Source organism: Streptomyces luteogriseus (genome assembly GCF_014205055.1).
GTDB classification, from domain to species: Bacteria; Actinomycetota; Actinomycetes; order Streptomycetales; family Streptomycetaceae; genus Streptomyces; species Streptomyces luteogriseus.
This window is the reverse complement of record NZ_JACHMS010000001.1, coordinates 651,740-674,671: the sequence shown is the minus strand read 5'-3', so window position 1 is coordinate 674,671 and position 22,932 is coordinate 651,740. Positions and strand designations below refer to the sequence as shown.

Below are 22,932 nucleotides of genomic sequence, written 5' to 3'. Positions count from 1 at the left end.
GCTCCCTTTCCACCTCGACGGCGCGACCCATCACATGCTTCCGGCCGCACACCGCCCCGCGGTGGCCGAGCGGCTGAAGCCGCACAGGACAGGAAAAGACAGACGGCGGCCGCCGCCACCGCGACGGCCGTATAGCTACCGCCAGGTGGTGTGTAGCGCTGAGTAACTACTTTGAGGGCGCGGTCCAAGCGCGGGGCGCGGGCGGCCAGCAGGCCGACGACTTCCCGCACCCACCGGGTCACGGTGGCGCGGTGTATCCCGTTGCCGCCGGCCAGGTCGCCCGGCCGCCGGTCACAGCGCAGTACCGCGAATACGATGGCGGCGATCTTCCCCGAGGGCAGGGCCCGCCACCGTGATCTGATCTTCTTGCAGTGGCCGCGTATCAGATCGGCGAGCCAGTTCAGGGTGGCACTCGAAAGCGGCAGGCGGACAGTGCAGACAAGGCCGTCAGGGCCCTCGCGGGATGGTTGTCTTTCTTCACACCAAACTCAACTGCCGCCGGGGGAGTGCGAGTTAGGCCTTGTCGGCACCCGCCTCCCTACCCTGCGCGCGTGCGGTGAACCTGCCGTCGGGACGCTTGTGCAGCCAGCCGCGGTCGGCGAGCTTGGTCATCTTCGCCCGCAGCGGCTCCAGCTTGCCGCGCACAGAGGCGTCCGGGCTAGTGCTGTGACAGCGTAGGTTCGCCGGGTTGGTGGTCGTGGCGGTTGGATGTGCGGTGACGTCCGATCCGACCGCTGGAGACGCGGTGGCTGAGCCTGTCCGTGTGCGCAGACTGACCGACCAGGAAGGTCAGCGGCTGCAGCAGATCGTGCGTCGTGGCAGCACGAGTTCGGTGCGATACCGGCGCGCGATGATGCTGCTGGCCTCGGCCGGCGGAACCGCGTGCCGGTGATCGCGCAACTGGTGCAGGCCGACGAGGACACCGTCCGGGACGTGATCCACCGGCTCAACGAGATCGGCCTGGCCTGCCTGGACCCTCAATGGGCGGGAGGCCGTCCCCGCCAACTCAGCCCTGACGACGAGGACTTCGTCATCCAAACGGCCACCACCCGACCCGCCAAGCTCGGCCAGCCCTTCACCCGCTGGTCGATCCGCAAACTCGCCGCCTACCTGCGTAAAATCCACGGCCGGATCATCCGCATCGGCCGCGAAGCATTACGCTGCCTGCTCGCCCGCCGCGGCATCACCTTCCAGCGCACCAAGAGCTGGAAGGAATCACCAGACCCCGAGCGCGACACCAAACTCGACCGCATCGAGCACGTCCTGGACCGCTTCCCGGACCGCGTCTTTGCCTTCGACGAGTTCGGCCCGCTCGGCATCCGCCCCATTGCGGGCTCTGGCTGGGCCGAGCAACGGCGTCCCGACCGGTTGCCCGCCACCTACCATCGCACCCACGGAGTCCGGTACTTCCACGGCTGCTACTCGGTCGGCGACGACCGCTTGTGGGGCGTCAACCGCCGCAAGAAGGGCGCCGCGAACACTCTCGCCGCGCTGAAATCGATCCGCGCCGCACGGCCCGACGGCGCCCCGATCTACGTGATCATGGACAACCTGTCCGCCCACAAGGGCGCCGACATCCGGCGCTGGGCGAAGAAGCACAAGGTCGAGTTGTGCTTCACCCCGACCTACGCCTCGTGGGCAAACCCGATCGAGGCACACTTTGGACCGCTGAGGCAGTTCACCATCGCCAACTCGAACCACCACAACCACACCGTGCAGACCCGCGCCCTGCACGCCTACCTGCGCTGGCGCAACGCCAACGCCCGCCACCCCGACGTGCTCGCCGCCCAGCGCAAGGAACGCGCCCGCATCCGAAGCGAGAGAGGCATCCGCTGGGGAGGCCGACCTCTTCCAGCAGCATCTTGATCAGACAGGAACTTCAAATATGACTTCGAGGCCGTCTTCCTCGTCCCATTGCTCTCCGACCTCCACAAAGCCAAACCCCGAAATCGTGGCCAGGGATGCGGCGTTGTCAGGACTGATCGTCACCCGCACGGTCCCGACTCGGGCTTCGGCAACGGCCCGATGCACCAACGCGGTCAGTATCGCCCTGGCGTAGCCCTGACGACGGTAGACGGGGACCACCGAGTAACCGAGCTCCACCATCCCCGCCTCATCCGGCGGCCCATGGAACCCGGCATACCCCACGACGGCACCTTCCGGCTCGGCCACCACAATCTCAGTGAGCCACCCCGTGTAACCCGGGTCCGAGGTCAGCTGATTGACCCGATACTGCCACACCCACTTTGCCGTGTCGGTGACGAAGTACTCGGTGAGAGCGACACCTGCTTCGGCACTCGCGCGAGCCAGATCGTCCTTCAGCAAGGCCCTCATGGTCGTGCTCGACAACTCAACAAATCGCACGGACTTCGGGCTCGTGGGTGCCGGGGTCCGGCGCTCGACTTTGTCTGTCACAGCTCGAATCGTCGTGGAGAGTCCAGGACGTGTCCAACTGTTTCCACAGTGGCTGATGCATGCCCCGACCAGATCGCGCCCCATCCACTCGTCCCTACCTGCGCCCCGGTGAACCTTCCCGGTCAGAGCACTAGCCGCTAGCCGACCGCCCTGACCTGCACCGGGCCGTCGGCCTCCCGCACGATCGCCAGGACCTTGCGGTAGTCGCCGGGCAGCGCGCCCTCATCGGCCGCGTCGCTGCGGTGCGGGATGAGCAGGACTGCTCGCCCGGGCACTCGCACCCCGCTCGGCGAGTTCTCGACGCCCCCCGGCGCCGCGGACGACCGCCGCAGGCACACGTCGACCGGAGCGGCGTCAGTGAGTGTCACCGGCCCCGCCGCGAGCGCGGGTTGGGCACCGAGCCGAACCGGAGGCTCAGGTGAGTGACCTGGCCGGGGTCCGTAATGATCACCAAGCCCGTGCCCGCACCGCTACCTGCCCCTCAGTCAAAGACCCGCACAACCACGGGACTTGAAGCCGCTGGTTTCAGCTTGCGAACGTTTCTGCCCACGAATTGTGCGAGAAGTATTGACGTCATTCATGGGATGTCTAGCATTCCCACGATCGATACTTCGACCCCTGTTCGACATAACGAACAAGCCGCACTGTACCGGCAGCCGGACAGCCCCTGAGGGGCCAAACCGGAGTCGCTTGCTCAAGGATGACGAGGTCCTTATGCACAGACGTAGTTTCAGCCTCAGACGCGCGTCGGCGGTGCTCGCCGCCGTGGTTGCGGCCCTGGCCGCGTTGGCGGCGCTGCTCGTCGCCGGCCCGGCTCAGGCGGCCACCACCAGCGACGTGCGCGGTGTTGATTCCGGCCGGTGTCTCGATGTGGAGGGCTTCAGCCAGACCGACGGCGCGAACGTGCACATCTGGGACTGCCACGGTGGAGTCAACCAGCGGTGGACGTTGACGGACGGCAACCAGCTGACGGTGTACGGCAACAAGTGCCTGGATGTCCGGGGCGGCGCCACCACGTCCGGGAGCCCGGTGCAGATCTGGACGTGCAACGGCAGTGACAACCAGCAGTGGCGGGTGAACCCCGACGGCACGATCGTCGGCGTGCGGTCGGGGCTGTGCCTGGAGGTCTCGGGCTGGGGTAAGGCCAACGGCACGGGGGTGCAGATCTGGTCGTGCCACGGCGGCACCAACCAGAAGTGGACCGGCCCGTCCGGGACGGGCAACACGTGCGCTCTTCCGTCGACCTACCGCTGGACATCGACCGGCCCGCTGGCGCAGCCGAAGGCGGGGTGGTCCTCGCTCAAGGACTTCACCAGCGTCGTCCACAACGGCAAGCACGTCGTCTATGCCACGACGCACAACAACCTCGCCGGTGACGATGGGCGCTGGGGATTGACGACCTTCAGCCCCTTCACGAACTGGTCCGACATGGCCACCGCCACCCAGCACACGATTCCCTTCGATGGCATCGCGCCGACGCTGTTCTACTTCGCCCCGAAGAACCTCTGGGTGCTCGCCTACAATGGGGGTTGGCCACACAGCTTCTCCTACCGCACCTCGAGCGACCCCACCAACCCCAACGGCTGGTCCGCGCAGCAGGAGTTGTGGACGGGCACCCTCCCGAAGGGTGGCCCCCTCGACGTGACCCTCATCGGCGACGACACGAACATGTACATGTTCTTCGCCAACGACAAGGGCGACATCTACCGGTCCAGCATGCCCATCGGCAACTTCCCGGGCACCTTCGGTTCGGTCACGAAGATTATGAGCGACACGGAGCTCAACCTGTTCGAGGCGCCGGAGGTCTACAAGGTCCAGGGGCAGAACCAGTACCTCATGATCGTCGAGGCCCAGAATTACACAGGATATGGTCGCTTCTTCCGCTCGTTCACGGCCACCAGCCTCGACGGCACGTGGACACCGCAGGCCGACACCGTGACCAGCCCCTTCGCCGGCAGTGCCAACAGCGGCGCGACGGCCTGGACCAAGGACGTCAGCCACGGCGATGTGGTTCGCACCAACCCCGACCAGACCAAGACCATTGACCCCTGCAATCTGCAGTTCCTCTACCAGGGGCGCGACCCCAGCACCGACGGCATGGACTACGGCCTCCTGCCGTACCGGCCGGGGGTACTGACACTGCAGCGCTAGCCGGTGGCGTGACGCAGGTCCTGCTGTTCCTGACGTTCGCGGGCAACGACGCACGCCGAACCGGGTGAGCGTCACAGCGAGCGATCAGGAACAACGGGTGGAGTTGGAGCGGCGGGCTCGGTGCAAGGCCGAGCCCGCCCGTGCACGCGGAGAACCCGGATGGTGGCGGCCTCGTCCCGGTCGACCACGAGACGCGGAACGTCTCAAGCCTGGTGAGTCGGTCGGTTTCAGGGTTTGTCGAGCGAGCCGGGGTCGCCGGCGTCCGAGGACCACCGAACGACGACTGCTGTGGGCGAGCCGCTAACCACCCGTTGATCGCCCGGCGTTGACACCCCCTGCCCCCTCCTGTTTTTCCGTTCGACAGTCAGAACTGATGTCCGATATATCGGTCCCCTTACCCGTGAGGAAGCTGATCTCGCATGTCCTGGCTCCAACACCCCCACAGCCGCCGGAGAGTCATGGTGGTCACCGTAGGCCTGGTCGCGGGCACCACGCTGCCGGCGATGCGCGCGGCGGCGGCCACGACGGCCCAGCAGGAGCGGTTCACCAATCCGGTGATCTGGCAGGACTTCGCCGACCTCGAGGTCATCCGCGTCGGCGACACGTACTACTACACCGGCTCGACCATGCACTTCTCGCCGGGCGCGCCCGTCCTGCGCTCCTACGATCTGGTCAACTGGGAGTTCATCGGCCACTCGGTGCCGGTCCTCGACTTCGGTGACGCGTACGACCTCAAGGGCGGACGGGCGTACGTCCAGGGCATCTATGCGTCCTCGATGCGCTACCGCCCCAGCGACAAGACCTTCTACTGGCTGGGCCAGATCGGCTGGCAGCGGTCGTACGTATACAGGGCCACCGACGCGGCGGGCCCCTGGACCCGGCACGCCGAGATCAGCAGCGGTTACTACGACGCGGGGCTGCTCTTCGACGACGACGGCACCCCGTACGTGGCGTACGGCGTCAACGAAATCCGCGTCGCGCAGCTCTCCGCGGACATGCGCACCGAGGTCAGGTCCGAGCACGTGCTCACCAAGCCCGACGCGTTGCATCTGATGGAGGGCTCCCGCTTCTACAAGATCAACGGGAACTACTACATCTTCGTCACCCGCCCGCCCAACGGCCAGTACATCTGGAAGTCCACCTCAGGCCCCTTCGGCCCGTACGAGATGCGGGAGGTGCTGTTGAACCTGCCCGGCCCGATCCCCGGCGGCGGCATACCGCACCAGGGCTCACTGGTCGACACCCCGAACGGCGACTGGTACTACATGGGCTTCATCGACGCCTATCCCGGCGGCCGCGTCCCCGCCCTGGCCCCGGTCACCTGGAACGCCGCCGGCTGGCCCGAGCTCCAGACCGTCGACGGCGCGTGGGGCGAGACATACCCCTACCCGGTCACCCCGCACCCGCTCCCGCCGATGACCGGCGCCGACACCTTCGAGGGCACGGCGCTGGCGCCGCACTGGGAGTGGAACCACAACCCCGACACCGCCGCGTTCACCGTAAACAACGGGCTCACCCTCAGGACCGCCACCGTCACCGACGACCTCTACAACGCCCGTAACACCCTCACCCGCCGCATCCAGGGCCCCGCCTCCACCGCGACCGTCGTACTCGACTACTCCGAGATGGCGGACGGCGACCGGGCCGGGCTGGCGATGCTGCGGGACTCCTCCGCCTGGATCGGCGTCACGCGGCAGAACGGCGTCAGCAGGCTGGTGATGTTCGACGGCCTGACCATGGACGCCAACTGGAACACCAGCAGCACCGGCACCGAGCAGGCCCGCGCCGACCTCCCCGCGTCCGGCAGCCGCGTCTGGCTGCGCGCCGCCGCCGACATCAGCCCGGGGCCGGGCCGCCAGGCGACGTTCTCCTACAGCACCGACGGCGCCACCTTCACCCGGCTCGGCCCGGCCTTCACCATGAACGAGCGGCCTCATTTCTTCATGGGCTACCGCTTCGCCGTCTTCAACCACGCCACCCGGGCCCTCGGCGGCAAAGTGCGGGTGGAACGCTTCGAGTTGCGCGCGTGCGCGCCGGCGGCGAATCCGGGCGCTGTGGACACGAACGCCTGGTACGTCCTGGTCAACCGCAACAGCGGCAAGGCACTGGACGTGTCGGGCGTGAGCTCCGAGGACGGCGCCGCGGTCACGCAGTGGGCTCGGATCGACGGGACCAACCAGCAGTTCCAGTTCCTGGACTCCGGTGACGGCTACTACCGGTTGAAGGCGAGGCACTCCGGCAAGCTGCTGGACGTCGCCAGCTGGTCGACGGCCGACAACGCCGCCATCCACCAGTGGAGCGACCACGGTGGCGCGAACCAGCAGTTCCGGTTGGCGGACTCACCGGACGGATACGTCCGGTTGATCAACCGCAACAGCGGGAAGGCCGTCGAGGTACCGGGCTTCTCCTCCGAGGACGGGACCGGCATCGTCCAGTACTCGGACTGGGGCGGCGTGAACCAGCAGTGGAAGCTCGTCCGCGTCGGCTTCGTGGGTTTCCCCTCCTGCTGACACCGGTATCCGGTTCAAGCCCACCGAAACTCCCCCTGCCCGCTGGGCAAGGGGGAGTTTCGGTGGGCGCGCGCCCGAGGTCGCACGGCCGACAGCGAGGTCCGAAAAAGACTTGGACCGGGCGGCAATCTTTCCCGAAGAGGATCGAACGCCGGGTTGCCCGGTCCTGACCGCTGCGTGCTGCGCAGCGCGCTCGGGAGACGTGGCGCCGCCCTGAGCCGTGTGACAGGCACGGCAGGCCGCGTTTTCCCCGGAGCGATTGGCCGGCGCACTGCTCGACGGGGTCCGCGAGATCCTGGCCCGGCTCCTGCCGAGACGGCGACGACGCAGCAACCCCCGCGTCGTCAAACGCAAGATGTCCAACTACAAACTCAAACGCATCCCGCACCGGAACTGGCCACAACCCACCCGCGACCCCGCCGAGGCAGTCGGGATCGCACCGCACTGCCGCGCCGTCTCCGCCAACAAGCAGCGCAGACCACTCTAAGTGAGCGTTTGGTTCTCAGTTGTCCGTTTCATTTGGCTTAGCTGTCGCGCCAGTTGGTGGTGTTTTCGTGGGTGAGGCGGCGGGTCATGAGGTTGATGGCGGCGAGTTGGATCATGGCCGCTGAGCGGTGGGGGTGGGTTTCGTAGTCGCGGGCCAGGCGGCGGTGGTGCATGAGCCAGCCGAGGGTGCGTTCGATGACCCAGCGGCGGGGCTGGACGCGGAAGCCGCGGGTGGTGGGGTCGCGTTGGACGATTTCGAGGTCGATGCCGAGGTGGGCGGCTTGTTCGATGGCTTTGGTCTTGTAGCCGTTGTCGCCCCAGGCTTTGGTGATGGTGGGGTGGCGCTCGCGGATTTTGGTCAGGAGTTGGGTGCCGGCGGCGGAGTCGTGGACGCTGGCGGCGGTGACGGCCACGGCCAGTAGGAGGCCGAGCGTGTCGGTGACGATGTGCCGTTTGCGTCCGATGATTTTCTTGGCGGGGTCGATGCCTTGGCTGGTCAGGGGGACGGTGGCGGAGGTTTTGATGCTCTGGCTGTCGATCAGGCAGGCGCTGGGCTCGTTGGTGCGGCCTTCGGCCTGGCGGATTTTGCCGCGTAAGAGGCCGGTGAGCTGGTCAAAGATGCCGTCGGCTTCCCAGTGGGCGAAGTAGCCGTAGACGGTCTGGTGGGGTGGGAAGTCGTGGGGCAGGTAGCGCCAGGGGATGCCGGTGCGGTCGACGTAGAGGATGGCGTTCATCAGGGCGCGTAGGTCGTGGGTGGGTTTGCGGATGCCGTAGCGGGCTTGGCGCCAGGCTTCGAGGGTGGGGCGGATGAGTTCCCAGCGGGCGTCGGACAGGTCGCTGGGGTAGGGCCGTGAGGGCTGCATGATGCCTGGGTATGCGGTGGCGGCCGGTCTGAGCAGGGCGTGGGCGGGGGCGTTGGGTGCATCGGGGCGTGCGTTCTCGATCTCGGGTGAACCGGTAAGTTTCTGAATGAGACAGGAGCTTTGGTAAGGAACCCGGCGCATAACTGGTCTGCTGATTGCCGCAGAAGCCGTATTTCCGGCGGATCGCTTGGTTCGGTGCTCACGCCGGGTCGCTGACAAATCACTATGAACCGCCCAATAGGCGTATCAAACGCTCACTAAGAGAGCATCTGATCAGCGTTCATGTTGTTGTGAGCGGGATGTCCGTTTCGATTCGCCAGGTTGGTGCAGATTCTCCGGTCAGCTCGCGGGACATTTTGTTAGCCATGGCCCAGTGGATCATCGCCCTCGATCTCTGCGGGAGTGCTTCGTAGTCCCGCGCCAGGCGGCGGTGTTGCATCAGCCAGCCGAAGGTCCGCTCGATCACCCACCGTTTCGGCCGCGGCTCAAACCCCTTCGCCCCTGGCCGGTGCACCACCTCGACATCGATGCCCAGTCCGGCGCCGTGGTTGAAGGTGCTGTTCTGGTAACCGCCGTCGGCCCAGACCTTGGTCACGCTGGGATGTGTCGCGGCCAGGTCCTCGAGCAGGAGCTTGCCGGTGGTGTCCTGCACGTTCGCGGCAGTGACGAGGACGGCCAAGACCAGGCCGAGCGTGTCGGTGATCAGGTGCCGCTTGCGCCCTTTGATCTTCTTGCCGGCGTCGATGCCCTGGCTGGTCTCCGCGACGTTTGCCGAGGTCTTCACGCTCTGAGCGTCCACCACAGCCGCGGTCGGCTCAGCACGACGGCCGTGGAATCGGCGGGTCTTGTCGCGTAACAGGTCGTGGACCTGCTGGGTGGTGCCGTGGGCTTCCCACTTCGCGTAGTAGTCGTAGACGGTCTTGTGGAGCGGGAAGTCGTGCGGCAGGTACTCCCACGGAATTCCGGTGCGGTTGACGTAGAGGATCGCGTTGACGATCTCTCGTAGGTCGTGCACCCGAGCTGCCGTGCCGGGTCCGGTCCGTCTCGCCCGCCAAGCGGTGAAGACCGGCTCGATCAAGGCCCAGCGGGCGTCGGACACATCACTGCGGTACGGACGACGAACACTCACGTCCCATGCAACGACCACCCACTGCGCCAGTCACAAAAACATCCCAGAACGCCAACTACCGAGATCAGATGCCCTCTTAGATCGAGGACGGATCCAGACGGACGCCCATGACTTCATGGCGATTGTCCGTGAGTACCGAAACGTCGACGCGGCATCCGCGCGGTCATCCCGCAGCCCGCCGACCAGATCGGCCACCGTCTGCGGCGAGGCCGAGCCGGAGGCCGCCCGCCCGGCTTCGACGCCGAGACATACAAGGAGCGCAATACAGTCGAGCGGTGCATCGCCCGACTCAAGCAGTGGCGCGGCCTCGCAATGCGGACGGACAAGCTCGCCATCGCATACCAGGCCGCACTCCACCTTGCTGCAATCTTCATCTGGACCCGGCGCTGAGCAAGGCGTCCGAAGGATTCGTCAGGCCAGCGCGTGGACGACGAGCCGGTTCTGATCTCCGTCAAAGATGCCGGCCAGAACGTTGTCCTCCCGCCGGTCCCCATTGAAGAGATTCCGCTGGTGGACGTGCACGGCCAGAAGCGTACCCACGATGAGAGTCCACGAACGAGAGGAACCCCAGCCGACGCGCGGCCGGGGTTCCTCAAGGTGGTGAGTATCGGTCAGCGGGTGGAGTTGCGCACGCCGTAGACAGCTCGTCTACGTGTCGGCGGACCGCACCCCATCGCGATCACCGTGGATCAGGCGAGTCAGCGCTGCAGGGTGAGCAGGCCCGGCCGGTACGGCAGTGTCAGGTACTCGGCGCCGTCCGAGGAGGGGTTCCTCCCCTGGTAGAGGAGCTGCAGGTTGCAGGGGTCGATGGTCATGGTCTGGTCGGGGTTGTCGCGCACCAGGTCACCATGGCTGATGTCGTTGGTCCAGGTGGCGTTGCTGTTGGCCTTGCCGGCGAAGGGGTTGCTTTCGGTGGCGGCCTGCGGGGTCCACGGACCGTTCAGGCTGGAGGCCGTGAACGAGCGGAAGAAGCGCTGCTCATTGGCACCCCGAGCCTCGACGATCATGAGGTACTGGTTCTGGCCCTTGACCTTGTAGACCTCCGGCGCCTCGAACAGGTTCTTCTCCGTGTCGCTCATGACCGTCGTGAACGAGGAGCCGAAGCTGCTGGGGAAGTTCCCGATCGGCATGCTCGCCCGGTAGATGCTGCCGTTGTCAGCGGCGAAGAACAGGTACATGTTCTGGTCGTCGGCGATCATGGTCGGGTCGATCGGGGCATCCTTCCGGTTCGGATCGGGGTTCTGGGGGAGGGTGCCGGTGAACAGCGGCTGCTTGGCGGACCAGCCGTTGGGGTTGGTGGGGTCGCTGGACGTGCGGTAGTAGAGCGGCCACTGGCTCCACTGGGACACCATCACCCAGATGTTCTTGGGCGCGAAGTAGAACAGTTCGGGCGCCACCGCGGACTCGTTCATCGGGGTCTGGGTGGCCGACCCCATGTCCGACCAGTTCGTGAAGGGACTGAACATCGTCGAGCCCCACGCCGTTCCGTTGGAGGTGGTCGCATAGACCAGGTGCTTGCCGTTGTACGTGGTGGTGGTGAAGTCCTTCAGTGCGACCTGCCCGTTCGCCGGCTGCGCCAGCGGGCCGGTCGATGTCCAGCGGTAGGTCGACGGAAGAGCGCACGTGTTGCCCGTCCCGGACAGGCCGGTCCACTTCTGGTTGGTGCCGCCGTGGCACGACCAGATCTGCACCCCCGTGCCGTTGGCCTTACCCCAGCCCGAGACCTCCAGGCACAGCCCCGACCGCACGCCGACGATCGTGCCGTCGGGGTTCACCCGCCACTGCTGGTTGTCACTGCCGTTGCACGTCCAGATCTGCACCGGGCTCCCGGACGTGGTGGCGCCGCCCCGGACATCCAGGCACTTGTTGCCGTACACCGTCAGCTGGTTGCCGTCCGTCAACGTCCACCGCTGGTTGACTCCACCGTGGCAGTCCCAGATGTGCACGTTCGCGCCGTCGGTCTGGCTGAAGCCCTCCACATCGAGACACCGGCCGGAATCAACACCGCGCACGTCGCTGGTGGTGGCCGCCTGAGCCGGGCCGGCGACGAGCAGCGCCGCCAACGCGGCCAGGGCCGCAACCACGGCGGCGAGCACCGCCGACGCGCGTCTGAGGCTGAAACTACGTCTGTGCATAAGGACCTCGTCATCCTTGAGCAAGCGACTCCGGTTTGGCCCCTCAGGGGCTGTCCGGCTGCCGGTACAGTGCGGCTTGTTCGTTATGTCGAACAGGGGTCGAAGTATCGATCGTGGGAATGCTAGACATCCCATGAATGACGTCAATACTTCTCGCACAATTCGTGGGCAGAAACGTTCGCAAGCTGAAACCAGCGGCTTCAAGTCCCGTGGTTGTGCGGGTCTTTGACTGAGGGGCAGGTAGCGGTGCGGGCACGGGCTTGGTGATCATTACGGACCCCGGCCAGGTCACTCACCTGAGCCTCCGGTTCGGCTCGGTGCCCAACCCGCGCTCGCGGCGGGGCCGGTGACACTCACTGACGCCGCTCCGGTCGACGTGTGCCTGCGGCGGTCGTCTGCGGCGCCGGGGGGCGTCGAGAACTCGCCGAGCGGGGTGCGAGGGCTTCGGGTGGGCCGTTCACGGGCCCTCGCTGTGGGCCGTCACATGCTCGGGTGGCGGCGTACACCGTCGTCGGCGGCGATCGGGTGTGTGCCGGGGGCTGTTGACGGCGACGTCCCGGACCGGGCGGTGGCTGCCTACCGCGCCGACCGGCACCACGCCACCGACCAGCACCACGGGGGGGGGATCGTCGGCGTCCGCACCCGCAGTGCTGGGCAGGTCGCGCCAGGGTGAGCAGGTGCGGTACTTCCACGCAATAGCCTTAAGGGTCCGGCGATGGTCAGCCCACCGTCGCCCACGGGCCGGATCGGCCGGCATCGGAGGTTCGATCCGGTCCCACATCGCACCGGTGATCACTAATCGGACAGACACATCCGATCAACTGACCAACCTATCAAAGAGACACGCTCTGTCCTGGTCGGCGGCCTCGGCAGCTTCGCCGTCCCCGGCCTGCAGGCACTGTCCGCGTTCGTCGGCGGCGCACTGGCCTTCGCCGCCATCAGCAACACCTGTGCCATGGGCGTGATGCCGTGGAACCGCACCCCGTCGAGTCCTCGCACCGCCGCTACGAGTGCTTTCCCGTTTCCGGTCCTCCGGATCAGCGCAAGACCGAGTGTCTTCACGGGTGGACCGTTCAGCAGATGGCAGACGTGGGTGGGCTACCTGGTCTTGAACCGGTCCGGCCGTACGAAGTCCAGGCCTTCCATGGTCTGTTTGCCGAGCGCCTCGTGTGCGGCGATGTGGCCATAGCCGGTGGCCATTTTGAAGCCCTTTCCGGAGAACCCGGTGGCACAGTAGATCCTGCTGTTCTCGTCCAGCCAGCCGAGGAGGGGATGCCTGTCCTCGGTGAACAGGTCGGGGAAGGCGTCGGAGCGCGCGATGGTGGGGATCAGGCCGGGGAAGAACTCGGTGACGATCTCGGTGACCTTTTCGATTTCTTCCCGGGTGAGTTCCCTGGGCACGGCGTCCGGGTCGGGGGTTGCCCGTGCGCGCCCGGCCAGCGGTCCGTCCACCGATGCCTTGACCGTCACGCCGTCGACGGCGGGTGCGCCGTACATGGAGCGATCCTCGTACCACCGGCTGAAGGCGGGGAAGTTCTCCGGAGAGAACTGCGTGCCGTCCTGGGCGATGAACCAGGTCAGGACGATCCGATGGGCTTCTGTGACGGCCTTGAGGTGGTCGGGCATGAGCCTTCGGGACCAGCCGCCCGAGGCGACGATGACCTTTTCGAACGTCCAGGTTCTGTCGCCCGAGGTGACGACGACGCCGTGGTCGGTTTCGGTGATGCTGTCGACGGGGGTGTTCTGCAGGACGGTGGCGCCGTTGGCTCGGGCCGCCGCGACGGCGGCGCTGACGGCGCGGTCGGTGCGCAGAACGCCGCCGTGGGGGTCATGGACGGCGCAGTCGTCGGGGCGGAGGTTGTGCTGCGGGTAGCGTTCGGCCAACTCCTCCCGGCTGAGGACGCTGTGCTCGGCTCCGGTGATGCGTGTTGCCTTGATGAGGCTGTTGATGTAGCTGCCGTTCGCGGTTCCGATGGACAGGCCGCCGGTAGTGGTGAGGATGTCCTGCCCGGTTTCCGCTTCGAGCTCGGCCCACAGGCCACGGGAGCGTTCGATGATGGGGTAGTACTCGGGCCTGCCGAGGTAGATCATGCGGAACAGGCGCGTGTCCCCGCCCACCGCACTGCGGCCGTGGGCAGGAGTGGCTGCCTCGAAGCCCACCACCGAGCCGGACAGCCGGGAGGCCTGCCACAGGGCCATGCTCCCGATGCTGCCCAGGCCGATGACTGCCAGTTTTGCGTCCATGAGAGCGGTTTCCTTTTCGTCTACTCGTGAAGTCCGGCGAGGCGGCTGCCGAATCGGGCCAGGAGTGAGGTCTTGCTGGAGCCCCTGCGCTCTTCCCACTGGTCCGCGATACCGAAGAGCCGGTACATGGCGTGAACACCCAGCCAGCGGATCGGCTCCGGTTCCCACTTCGGCGCCCGGTAGCCCACCCAGGGAAGCGTGGTCCGTTCGGTTTCCTTCTCGAAGGCGAGCTCCACGAGAGTCCTGCCGCCGACGTAGGCCGACGTGACGCCGTGTCCCGCGTAGCCGGTGGACGATCCGATCCCGGACGCCGGGTCCCAGTGCACGCCGCCGTTCCAGTCACGTGTGACGCCCAGGACTCCCGACCAGGCGTGGTCCACCTCGAAGGGGATGCCCGGGAAGAAGGAACTGAGCTTGTGCGAGATCAGGTCGATGGTGGACTGGGCGGTCGCACCGGCTCCCCCCGTGCCGGACCCGAAGACGTAGGGGACACCACGGCCCCCCCATGGCGATACGGCCGTCCGACGTCCGCTGGGAGTAGATGAACGTGTGAGCGGAGTCGTTGAGGCACTGGGGCCCGTCCCAGCCGATCTGCTGCCACGCCTCCTCTGGCAGGGGCTTGGTCACGATCATCGATGAATTGACCGGGATCAGGCTCCGGCGACCCAGCAGCTGCCCCGAATAGCCTTCGGTGCAGATGAACGTCTTCGCCGCGGTGACACGCCCGTCGGCCAGGGTGAGGGTCTTCCCCCCCGACACTGTCCACGCGGCTGCCCTCGTAGATACTCACCCCCATGGAGGTCAGGGTGTCGGCGAGGCCGTAGACGAGCTTCGCGGGGTGAATCCGCGCGCAGTGCTTGTAGAAGAGCCCGCCGTGGACGGTGGAGATGTTGATCCGGGATTGGAACTCGTCCCGGTCGAACAGGTGGACTTCGTCGTCGGTCAGCCCGTACTTCAGGTCGGCGTCACGCCTGGTGACCAGCCGGCCCAGCCCCGCCCGAGTGTGGGCGGCGACGAGCGCTCCCCCCTTGTGCTGATCTGCATCGATCCCCTCGGCCTCAAGGATGTCCAGGACCGCGTCGACGCCGGCGACGAACTCCTGCTGGAGTGCCCGGCTCGCTTCCAGCCCTCCGCCGGCGCGGGCGAAGGTGGCACGGTTTCCCGGAGGCATCGCCGAGAGCCAGCCACCGTTGCGCCCCGATGCGCCGTAGCCGATCTGTTCGGCCTCGAAGACGGCGACGGAGAGGGACGGTTCGAGCTTCTTGGCGAAATACGCCGCCCACAGTCCGGTGTAGCCGCCGCCGACAATGGCCACGTCGACGAAGTCCTGACCGGTGAAACGAGGGAATGACGGCTTCCTGTCGGCCAGTTGGGCCACCCAGAAGCCGAGTTCTCCGTTTCGGGGTGGTGCCGCGAGCGCGTTCATGTGTGTCCTTCATCTGTCTCTGGGAACCATGGGCCGGTGCTGGAAGGCGGTGAAGCCGCCGTCGACGGGGAGCGTCGCCCCGGTGATGTACAAGGACTCGGACGACGCGACGAAGTGGACGGCGGCGGCGATCTCCTCGGGGAGTGGCGAGGTGCCTGAGCGGGTGCCGGCGCCGGCACCGAGGCCCCCACGCCCGCGGATGGGCGGCTCGGGGCCGCGGGCCTGCGCTGGAAGGAGGCCTTGAAATGTGCGCCGTGACGTATGGCCTGGAGTCGAGGCTGTGCTCGGCGCCGAAGTCCTGCACACGGCTGATGGTTCCCGCATCACGTCGACCGGCACCATCGGCGCTTGGATACGCGCCGCTACACGGCAGTGCAGATGATCTGGATCTCTACGGGACTGTTGAGCGGCAGCCCGGCGACACCGATCGCGGTGCGGGCGTGCCGTCCGTTCTCGCCCAGTACCTCGATGAGCAGTTCACTGGCCGCGTTGGCGACCTGCGACTGCTCACCGAAGTCCGGCGTACTGGCCACGAAGACCAGCATCTGCACGATCCGGACCCGGTCCAGATCGCCCACCGCCTGCACAGCGGCGGCGAGCGCGTTGAGCGCGGCATGGCGCGCGAGCTCCTGCGCGGCCTCCAGCTCCACGTCCCGGCCGACGACACCCTGACCCAGCAGCTCACCGTCCCGGTAAGGCAGTTGGCCGGAGAGGTGGATGGCGGACCCCACCGTCCGGTGGGGCACGAGGTACACGCTGTCGGCGAGGACGGGTAGCTTCAGTCCTAGGGCTCGGAGCCTCTCTGCAGCCGAGTCGCCCTTGACGGTTTGAGGCAGGGGCTGACTCATGCCGTCACCGCCTTGCTGCGCATCACGTTCTCGGTTCTCCGCTCGGGCGTCAGGGACGGGGCAGGCCGAAGAGGACCGGGAGGTCGGCGATGTCGGTGATCCGCTCGTAGCCGAGCCAGTGCTCGTCGTGCTCCCAGCCGCGGTCGACGTACACCTTGTTCTCGATGCCCATGATGGCCGCGGAGCGCAGGTCGTACATCGGGCTCGCGGAGACGTGCACGAGCTCGTCGGGTGTCACGCCGAGCCTGCCGAACATGTACTCGAACGCGTACAGTCGCGGCTTGTAGACACCCATCTCCTCGGCGCTGATGATGACCTCGAAGGGGGCCTTGAGGTTCTCCGCCAGGCGCACGGCGTGTGCGGTGTCGCTGTTCGTGATGATGACCAGCGGGACCTCCTCGGCCAGGCGGTTCAGCGCCTCGGTGACACCGGGGTGCGGGCCCCAGGTGGGGATGCGCTCGTACACCGCCCGCGCCTCGTCCTCGCGGTACTCGAGACCGATGCTGCGCGAGGCGCGTTCCATGGAGCGCGCGACAACCTGGTGAAACGGCTGGTACGCGCCCGTGCACTCGTCGATCCGGTACGCCTTGCAGATCCGCAGGTACTCATCGGCGACCTCGGCCGGCAGCCGGTCACCCAGGATCTCGCGCATCGTGTCGTTGATGCTGAACTTGATCAGCGTTCCGTTCATGTCGAACGTCGCGAACTTGGGCTTGATGTCGAATGCCACTGGTCCTCCTGTGTGCTTAGGTGGAGCAATCTGGTGCGTCGGTCGATTGTCGACCATCTACTTGGTCGATTGTCGACCAAATGTGGCTGAGTTGTCAACGGTGTCAGAGGAGCGTCTTGGGTAGGGCGGCGCTGACCCCTTCCGCCCGCATGAGGTGATCCAGCGGTGCAGCCCACGTCAATGACGTTGATGCAACCGGCGGAGGTATAGTCGACAAACGACCAAGTGGTCGGCAATCACTGAGGGAGGGCCACGGGGTGGACCACAAGTTCGAGTGGCAGGAGCAGCGGACGACGACGCCTGAAGGCGTCTACCGCACACTGCGTGCCGCCATCCTTGATGGGACCGTGCCTCCTGGTGGCCAGCTGCGCGAGGCGCACATCGCCGCGGATCTCGGCATCAGCCGGTCCCCGCTGCGCGAGGCGCTGACCAAGCTGGAGGAGGAAGGCCTCGTCGTGAAGATCCCCTACCGTGGGGCGTTCGTCGTGGAGGTGAGCGCTCGGGAGGTCGCCGAGATCGACTCGGTCCGGCTGCGCGTCGAGCCGTACGCCGCCGAGCTCTCGGCCGAAGCGCTGCGCGGTCCGGAGCGGCCCCAGTTGCTGCAAACCGTCGAGGATCTCCGCCGGGCCATGGAGAAGGACGACATCCCGGCCAGCATCGACGCGCACCTCCGATTCCACAGGCTCTTCTACGATCTCTCGGGTCACGGCGTCCTGCAGAGTCTCTGGAACGGCTGGGAGACCAAGCTGCGCCTCCACCTCAGCGTCGACCACCGCACCTACAGCGACGACCCGCAGCAACTGGTCGTCGAGCACGAGAGGTTGGCCGCCGTTGCCCTGGGCGGCGACACCGACGCGTTCCGTCAGGAACTGGCTGCCCATTTCCCCATGGGGCTCGGGGACCAGGCCGAAGATCCGGGGGAGCGTACGTCCCGGCATGTCTGAGGCCTTGCCGCCTGCGTGAAACATCCAAGCCCGCTCGCCGCGGCGTCGACGCCGCCGCGTTCGGTGATCGAGGTGTGTGACCACGGGCAGGGCGTCGGTGAAGGGTCCGCCGGTGGGCGCATGCCGGATCGAGCGGTTGTGCCGAGTCCTGGGTGCCTCCTGTCGTGCCGCGATCGGTCGGCTTCCGTCGACTCGGTCAGGGGTGGTGGCAGTCACGGCCGGTCGCGGCTGGTGAGGCGCATGCGTAACCGTTGATCGACAAGCGCTGACCGGTCACTCTTCGCGCACCGGTCATGCGATCGCGATCGAATCTCAGTCTTCACTGACCCGCATGGTGCGCTTGTCGCACCGCATCATCGGTCGCCGAACGCGCTGCCAGTCCGAGCGCCCCGTTCTCGACCTGCCCGGATGCCGCCCCGCACACTGGTGCGGCGTCCGGGCCTCTTTCGTGGCCACGGTGAAGGGCCGGCGTCCCTCCTGGCCCGCGAGTGCCCGTAGGCACTCGGTAAGCCCCCAACTCGCCTGGCGTCTCACGCCGCTAGGGGCTTCCCTGAGCGGCCGCTACGCCGCCACATCGCACTCTCGAAACTGATTCTGCGGCCGCGTTCGAGGCTGAAGTTCGTATTGACAGTGCTCGACAGGCGGCCATATGGTCGACAAACGACAATAGGCTGACGGTTTTAAGCCACCATAAGAGGTTTTGTCACCACCATTGCTCGAGAGGAGAGCCGAGTACAGATGATCAAGATTCATGAGACTTCGGCAGCGAACACCGACTCGGCTTCCGATCGGCTGCAGGCCCTGGGGCTGGCCCTTCCCGAACTCCGGGAGAACCCGTACTACGTGCACCACCGGACGGTGGGCTCCAGCATCTACATTTCGGGCCAACTGCCTTACCGGGACGGTGACCTGCTTGGTCAGGGTGTCGTCGGCCGGGACGTGGAGCTGGAGGCCGCGCAGGAGCTCGCGCGCCATGCCGCGCTCAACGCGCTCGCCGCCGCTGTGCAGGCGGTGGGCGATCTGGACCGGGTCCGGATCGTGCAGATGCTGGTCTTCGTGGCCAGTACGCCGGACTTCGGTGAGCAGTCGCAGGTCGCCAACGCGGCCAGTGAACTGCTCATCGAGGTACTGGGCGAGAACGGACGGCACGCCCGCACCGCGATCGGTGTCGCCGGGCTGCCGCTCAACAGTCCCGTAGAGATCCAGATGGTCATCACCGCTGCGTAGGGCGGCCCTAACGGCGGTGTACCCGAGCGCGCGTGACATCGCGGGGCACGCGCCTTCGGCATCCAGGGGGAGTCAGCCACCCGCGCCCCTCGATCGTTCCAGGCAGAACCACAAGGAGGGCAGCGTGAACCAGCTGCAACGAGCACTCGACGCTCTGGTCGAGCGGATCGACACCCCCGCGCCGATCGTCCTCGTCGACGTCATGCAGGGCAACATCGACCGCATACAGAGCTTCGCCGACCAGCACAACATCAAGGTCAGGCCGCACGTCAAGACACACAAGTGCGTGGAGATCGGACGACGCCAGATCGAGGCCGGCGCGGTCGGCATCACCGCGGGAAACGTCGGTGAGGCCGAGGTCTTCGCCGCGGTCGGGTTCGACGACATCTTCCTCGCCTACCCGATCTGGGCCGCGGGATCGAAGAAGCCCCGGATCCGCCGGCTCGCCGAATCCGCCCGGCTGCGGGTCGGCGTCGACAACGTCGCGGCGATCGAGGCCCTCGCCGACGCGATGGGAGACGAACCGGACCGCCTCCAGGTCGTGATCGAGGTCGACTGCGGCGCCCGCCGTTCCGGGGCGCCGCCCGAGCTCGCGGGCGACCTCGCGCTCGCCGCCCGCAAGCGCGGTCTGGTGCCGGCGGGCGTCTTCACTTACCCCGGTCACGGCTGCGCCGACCGGGACGCTCGCCGGCGTGCCGCGCAGGACCAGGAAGCCGCACTCACCACCGCGGTACGCAGCCTCGAAGGCGTCGGGGTCACCGCAGAGGTGGTCAGCGCCGGCTCCACGCCCACTCTTGAGTTCTCCACCAGCAGCAGCGTGATCACCGAGATCCGTCCCGGCGAGTACGTCTTCGGCGATCTGAACAACGCCCGGCTGGGCTCCTGCACGGAGGACCAGATCGCGCTGTTCGTCGCCGGCACCGTGGTGAGCGACTGGGTCCCCGACCAGGTCATCGTCGATGTGGGCAACAAGGCCCTCAGCAAAGAAGGCAGCCCCGAGATCGGCTACGGCGGCATCGCCGGCACGAAGGCGGTCCTGTCCAAGGTCAACGAGTACCACGGGTTCCTCCCGCTGCCGGACGGCGACTTCCGCCCCCGCGTCGGCAGCGTCGTACCGGTGGTGCCCAACCATGTGTGCCCCGTCGTCCTCGGTTTCGAGGAACTGATCGTCACCGACAGCACGGGCACGTCGCTGGAGCGCTGGCCGGTCGACGCCCGCGGATTCCTCAACTGACCGGCATGGAACGAGACCCCGGTCCTTCCCAAGCCCCCACCCCCGACGACCTCTCCCGCAAGAGGAGTGCCTGACATGAGACTCAAGAACGTCACATCCCTGGTGACAGGCGCCAGCAGTGGCATAGGGCAGGCGGTGAGTTCCCACTTCCGCCGTGAGGGCGGGCGGCTCCTGCTCAGCGGCCGCAGGGAGCGGCTCGACAGCGCTGGGCCCGACGACCTGTACGTTCCCGGAGATCTCAACGATGAGACGTTCGTCGAGCACCTGGCCAAGCAGGCCGCAGAGTCCTTCGGCACCGTCGACGTCGTCGTCCTCAACCACGGCCTGCAGGCCGACGGTCCGCTCACCGAGATGGCCTGCGACGACGCGAGGAACGTGCTCGAGAGCAACCTGCTCAGCGCGTTCCTGGTCATGAAGCACTTCGCCCCGCTGATGCCCGAGACCGGCGGCTCGTTCGTCTGCGTCAGTTCACGGCTGGGCATGGTCGGCATGGCCGGGCAGGTCCTGTACTCCGCCGCCAAGGGGGGCCTCATCATGCTCGCCAAGGGCGCCGCGATCGAATGGGCCCCGCGCAACATCCGGGTCAACGTCGTCGCTCCGGGGCTGACCGCCACACCGATCATCGAAGCGGCGTTCCAGCGCAGGCCTGACCCCGAGGGCTACCGCCGCCAGCGCGAGAGCACGATCCCGCTCCAACGCCTCGCCACCCCTGAAGAGGTCGCTGACGCGGTGCTCTTCTTCGCATCGTCGGAGTCGTCGTACGTGACCGGATCGGTCCTGACCGTCGACGGCGGGTACACCGCCGGCTGAGCACCCTGCTGGGCACCACCATCAGCAAGCAATCGAAACCGTGCGCAAGATCTACGTCACCGTGACGTGATGCCGATGCTCGGCCCCGATCGCCTTCCGGGGGGGCCTACGCGAAGCCACCTGCTGAGCAACGACGCCGGGGCCGGTAGACCGCTCGGCCCGTCCCTCAGCCGCAGGCCAGGATCTGTTGCACCCCTCAGCAGAGCCCTCATGCTCCGGCTCTGCTGAGGACCACCCCCACTCCGCTTGTCACCCCATGTCCCGGCCCCGGTTTCCCCACCGCCACCCACCCGATCACCCACGGCGATCGGCAAGGCAAGCGGGCGCTGCCCTGTCCGCGTTCGCCGCCCTGAACGACCCCCCCGCCAGCGATGCAAAGCCCCCGCACAGCTGGTCCCACGCGTCCCCAAATGAGGAGTACTGCCATGAGTGATGCCCAGATCGGTCGTAGAGCGCTCCTGCGAGGAGCAGGCGGTCTGGCCGCCCTTGCCGCTCTTCCCTCCCTCTCCGCCTGCGGCACCGGCTCCAACCGGACAGCCGGTGGGAGTGGTGGCAAGGGCGGCAAGACGGTGGTCGTCCGTGACAGTGGCGGTTCCTATGGTGCGGCTCTGCAGAAGGCGATCTACACGCCGTTCACGCAGGAGACCGGTATCCAGGTGAAGGTGCTGAACCTGGACGACGCCCCGCTGCTGGCCCAGATCAAGCAGGGTCGGCCGCAGTGTGACCTCATCAACAACTCGATGATGTCGCACACCAAGTACGTGAAGCAGGACGCGCTGGAGGCGCTGGACCTCGACCGGATCAAGAGCGTGAAGAGTGCGAAGATCCCCGAGAACCAGATCACCGACCACGCCATCAGCCACGCCTTCTACGGCCAGTGCATCGGGTACCGCACGGACGCGTTCGGGGGCAGGAAGCCGGAGTCGTGGGCGGACTTCTGGGACACCAAGGCGTTCAAGGGCGGCCGTTCGATGTGCAACCCGGACGGTGACCTGCCTGAGTTGGAGTTCGCGCTGCTGGCCGACGGCGTGCCGATGGACAAGCTGTATCCGCTGGATGTGGACCGGGCCTTCAAGGTGCTGACGCGGCTGCGGGGCGACATCAAGAAGTTCTGGGACAGCGGCCCGCTCCCCGGTGTCCTGCTCAGCCGCCAGGAGGTCACGATGTCCACCGTCTGGGACGGCCGGCTCGCCGACCTGGAGAAGCGGGTCGGCTCCCCGGACCTGGAGGACACCGAGCTCGGCCCGCTGGCCGACCACCGTGCGGTGGACAAGGTCCGCCACCTCGTCGAGGATGCCGTGGCCCGGGGCGCCGTCGTCATGGGCAAGGCGGACATCCCTGACGGGCCGGGCCACTGGGCCGCCCCCACCGTGCTGGACCACGTCCCCGCCGACGCCGCGATCATGCACGAGGAGGTCTTCGGACCCGTCGCCGCCATCCACCGGTTCTCCACCGAGGCCGAGGCCATCACTGTGGCCAACAACACCGAGCACGGCCTCGCGTCGTACGTGATGACGTCCCACATCGACCGCGCCCGCCGGGTCGCCGCCCGCTTGCAGGCCGGAATGGTCGGCATCAACCGCGGCCTGGTCTCCGAGGTCGCGGCACCCTTCGGCGGGGTCAAGCAGTCCGGCCTGGGCCGCGAAGGCGGACCCGAAGGCCTCCACGAGTACCAGCAGCTCAAGTACCTGTCCATGCCCGGCTTCAACACCTGAGCAAGGCGGACTCCAGCGCAGGGCTCGCCCACGTGCAGGCCGGGCAACGCAGTGACCGGGATGAT

General features: G+C 67.0%; 19 protein-coding genes and 5 pseudogenes. 10 read left to right on the top strand and 14 right to left on the bottom strand.

Going from position 1 to position 22,932, the window contains the following annotated elements:
• Positions 1-513: 513 nt before the first annotated feature.
• Positions 514-645 (bottom strand): hypothetical protein, encoded by a 132-nt coding sequence (locus tag BJ965_RS39825; protein ID WP_281402483.1) that lies wholly within the window; start codon positions 643-645, stop codon positions 514-516.
• Between the two features lie 100 nt (positions 646-745).
• Here BJ965_RS39825 and BJ965_RS03145 point away from each other — a divergent pair.
• Positions 746-1,866, top strand: a pseudogene (locus BJ965_RS03145) (IS630 family transposase).
• Here the strand turns inward: BJ965_RS03145 and BJ965_RS03140 are convergent.
• Positions 1,867-2,334, bottom strand: a complete 468-nt coding sequence (locus BJ965_RS03140) for a GNAT family N-acetyltransferase (RefSeq protein WP_221513415.1) — start codon at positions 2,332-2,334, stop codon at positions 1,867-1,869.
• A 218-nt stretch (positions 2,335-2,552) separates the two neighbouring features.
• Positions 2,553-2,783, bottom strand: coding sequence for a hypothetical protein (locus BJ965_RS03135; protein WP_184918046.1), 231 nt, complete (start codon positions 2,781-2,783; stop codon positions 2,553-2,555).
• Between the two features lie 346 nt (positions 2,784-3,129).
• On the opposite strand from BJ965_RS03135, the gene BJ965_RS03130 reads away from it, so the two are divergent.
• The 3 genes and pseudogenes from BJ965_RS03130 to BJ965_RS39045 all read left to right on the top strand — a co-directional run bounded on the left by BJ965_RS03130 (position 3,130) and on the right by BJ965_RS39045 (position 7,076).
• Positions 3,130-4,566, top strand: coding sequence for a non-reducing end alpha-L-arabinofuranosidase family hydrolase (locus BJ965_RS03130; protein WP_184907244.1), 1,437 nt, complete (start codon positions 3,130-3,132; stop codon positions 4,564-4,566).
• A gap of 419 nt (positions 4,567-4,985) precedes the next feature.
• Positions 4,986-6,587 (top strand): annotated as a pseudogene (locus BJ965_RS03125) (glycoside hydrolase family 43 protein); the annotation flags it as partial.
• A complete protein-coding gene (locus tag BJ965_RS39045) occupies positions 6,564-7,076 on the top strand; it encodes an RICIN domain-containing protein (protein WP_313667708.1) in 513 nt (170 codons plus the stop codon). The pseudogene BJ965_RS03125 and the gene BJ965_RS39045, both read left to right, overlap by 24 nt.
• A 524-nt stretch (positions 7,077-7,600) precedes the next feature.
• Here the strand turns inward: BJ965_RS39045 and BJ965_RS03120 are convergent.
• Both BJ965_RS03120 and BJ965_RS03115 read right to left on the bottom strand, forming a co-directional pair.
• A complete protein-coding gene (locus BJ965_RS03120) occupies positions 7,601-8,425 on the bottom strand; it encodes an IS5 family transposase (RefSeq protein ID WP_184907242.1) in 825 nt (274 codons plus the stop codon).
• A gap of 280 nt (positions 8,426-8,705) precedes the next feature.
• Entirely contained in the window at positions 8,706-9,554 is an 849-nt protein-coding gene (locus tag BJ965_RS03115) for an IS5 family transposase (protein ID WP_184907241.1), read from the bottom strand.
• Positions 9,555-9,695: 141 nt separating this feature from the next.
• On the opposite strand from BJ965_RS03115, the pseudogene BJ965_RS03110 reads away from it, so the two are divergent.
• Positions 9,696-9,944, top strand: a pseudogene (locus tag BJ965_RS03110) (IS5/IS1182 family transposase); the annotation flags it as partial.
• Between the two features lie 21 nt (positions 9,945-9,965).
• Here the strand turns inward: BJ965_RS03110 and BJ965_RS39820 are convergent.
• The 9 genes and pseudogenes from BJ965_RS39820 to BJ965_RS03075 all read right to left on the bottom strand — a co-directional run bounded on the left by BJ965_RS39820 (position 9,966) and on the right by BJ965_RS03075 (position 16,937).
• Positions 9,966-10,094, bottom strand: coding sequence for a hypothetical protein (locus BJ965_RS39820; protein WP_281402480.1), 129 nt, complete (start codon positions 10,092-10,094; stop codon positions 9,966-9,968).
• 158 nt (positions 10,095-10,252) lie between these two features.
• Positions 10,253-11,689, bottom strand: coding sequence for a non-reducing end alpha-L-arabinofuranosidase family hydrolase (locus BJ965_RS03105; protein ID WP_184907240.1), 1,437 nt, complete (start codon positions 11,687-11,689; stop codon positions 10,253-10,255).
• Positions 11,690-12,326: 637 nt separating this feature from the next.
• Positions 12,327-12,500: pseudogene (locus BJ965_RS03100) on the bottom strand (transposase); the annotation flags it as partial.
• A gap of 287 nt (positions 12,501-12,787) precedes the next feature.
• Complete coding sequence (gene solA, locus BJ965_RS03095; RefSeq protein WP_184907239.1) at positions 12,788-13,933, bottom strand: N-methyl-L-tryptophan oxidase; 1,146 nt, start codon at positions 13,931-13,933, stop codon at positions 12,788-12,790.
• A 20-nt stretch (positions 13,934-13,953) separates the two neighbouring features.
• A complete protein-coding gene (locus BJ965_RS39040) occupies positions 13,954-14,313 on the bottom strand; it encodes a hypothetical protein (RefSeq protein ID WP_246545829.1) in 360 nt (119 codons plus the stop codon).
• A gap of 44 nt (positions 14,314-14,357) precedes the next feature.
• The gene (locus tag BJ965_RS03090) at positions 14,358-15,359 is read right to left on the bottom strand and encodes an NAD(P)/FAD-dependent oxidoreductase (RefSeq protein WP_246545828.1); all 1,002 of its coding nucleotides are present in this window, start codon (positions 15,357-15,359) and stop codon (positions 14,358-14,360) included.
• 9 nt (positions 15,360-15,368) lie between these two features.
• Positions 15,369-15,500 (bottom strand): annotated as a pseudogene (locus BJ965_RS39035) (SDR family oxidoreductase); the annotation flags it as partial.
• A gap of 221 nt (positions 15,501-15,721) precedes the next feature.
• Positions 15,722-16,207 (bottom strand): RidA family protein, encoded by a 486-nt coding sequence (locus BJ965_RS03080; RefSeq protein WP_184907238.1) that lies wholly within the window; start codon positions 16,205-16,207, stop codon positions 15,722-15,724.
• A gap of 49 nt (positions 16,208-16,256) precedes the next feature.
• Entirely contained in the window at positions 16,257-16,937 is a 681-nt protein-coding gene (locus BJ965_RS03075; protein WP_184907237.1) for a haloacid dehalogenase type II, read from the bottom strand.
• Positions 16,938-17,194: 257 nt separating this feature from the next.
• Between BJ965_RS03075 and BJ965_RS03070 the strand changes: the two genes are divergently transcribed.
• The 5 genes from BJ965_RS03070 to BJ965_RS39030 all read left to right on the top strand — a co-directional run bounded on the left by BJ965_RS03070 (position 17,195) and on the right by BJ965_RS39030 (position 22,867).
• Positions 17,195-17,881, top strand: coding sequence for a GntR family transcriptional regulator (locus BJ965_RS03070; RefSeq protein WP_184907236.1), 687 nt, complete (start codon positions 17,195-17,197; stop codon positions 17,879-17,881).
• Between the two features lie 738 nt (positions 17,882-18,619).
• Positions 18,620-19,108 carry a RidA family protein gene (locus BJ965_RS03065; RefSeq protein WP_184907235.1) on the top strand — a complete coding sequence of 163 codons (489 nt, stop codon included), beginning with the start codon at positions 18,620-18,622 and terminating at the stop codon, positions 19,106-19,108.
• Positions 19,109-19,232: 124 nt separating this feature from the next.
• Positions 19,233-20,342 carry an alanine racemase gene (locus BJ965_RS03060; protein WP_184907234.1) on the top strand — a complete coding sequence of 370 codons (1,110 nt, stop codon included), beginning with the start codon at positions 19,233-19,235 and terminating at the stop codon, positions 20,340-20,342.
• 75 nt (positions 20,343-20,417) lie between these two features.
• Positions 20,418-21,152, top strand: a complete 735-nt coding sequence (locus BJ965_RS03055; RefSeq protein WP_184907233.1) for an SDR family NAD(P)-dependent oxidoreductase — start codon at positions 20,418-20,420, stop codon at positions 21,150-21,152.
• A 425-nt stretch (positions 21,153-21,577) separates the two neighbouring features.
• Positions 21,578-22,867, top strand: coding sequence for an aldehyde dehydrogenase family protein (locus BJ965_RS39030; RefSeq protein WP_246545827.1), 1,290 nt, complete (start codon positions 21,578-21,580; stop codon positions 22,865-22,867).
• Positions 22,868-22,932 lie beyond the last annotated feature (65 nt).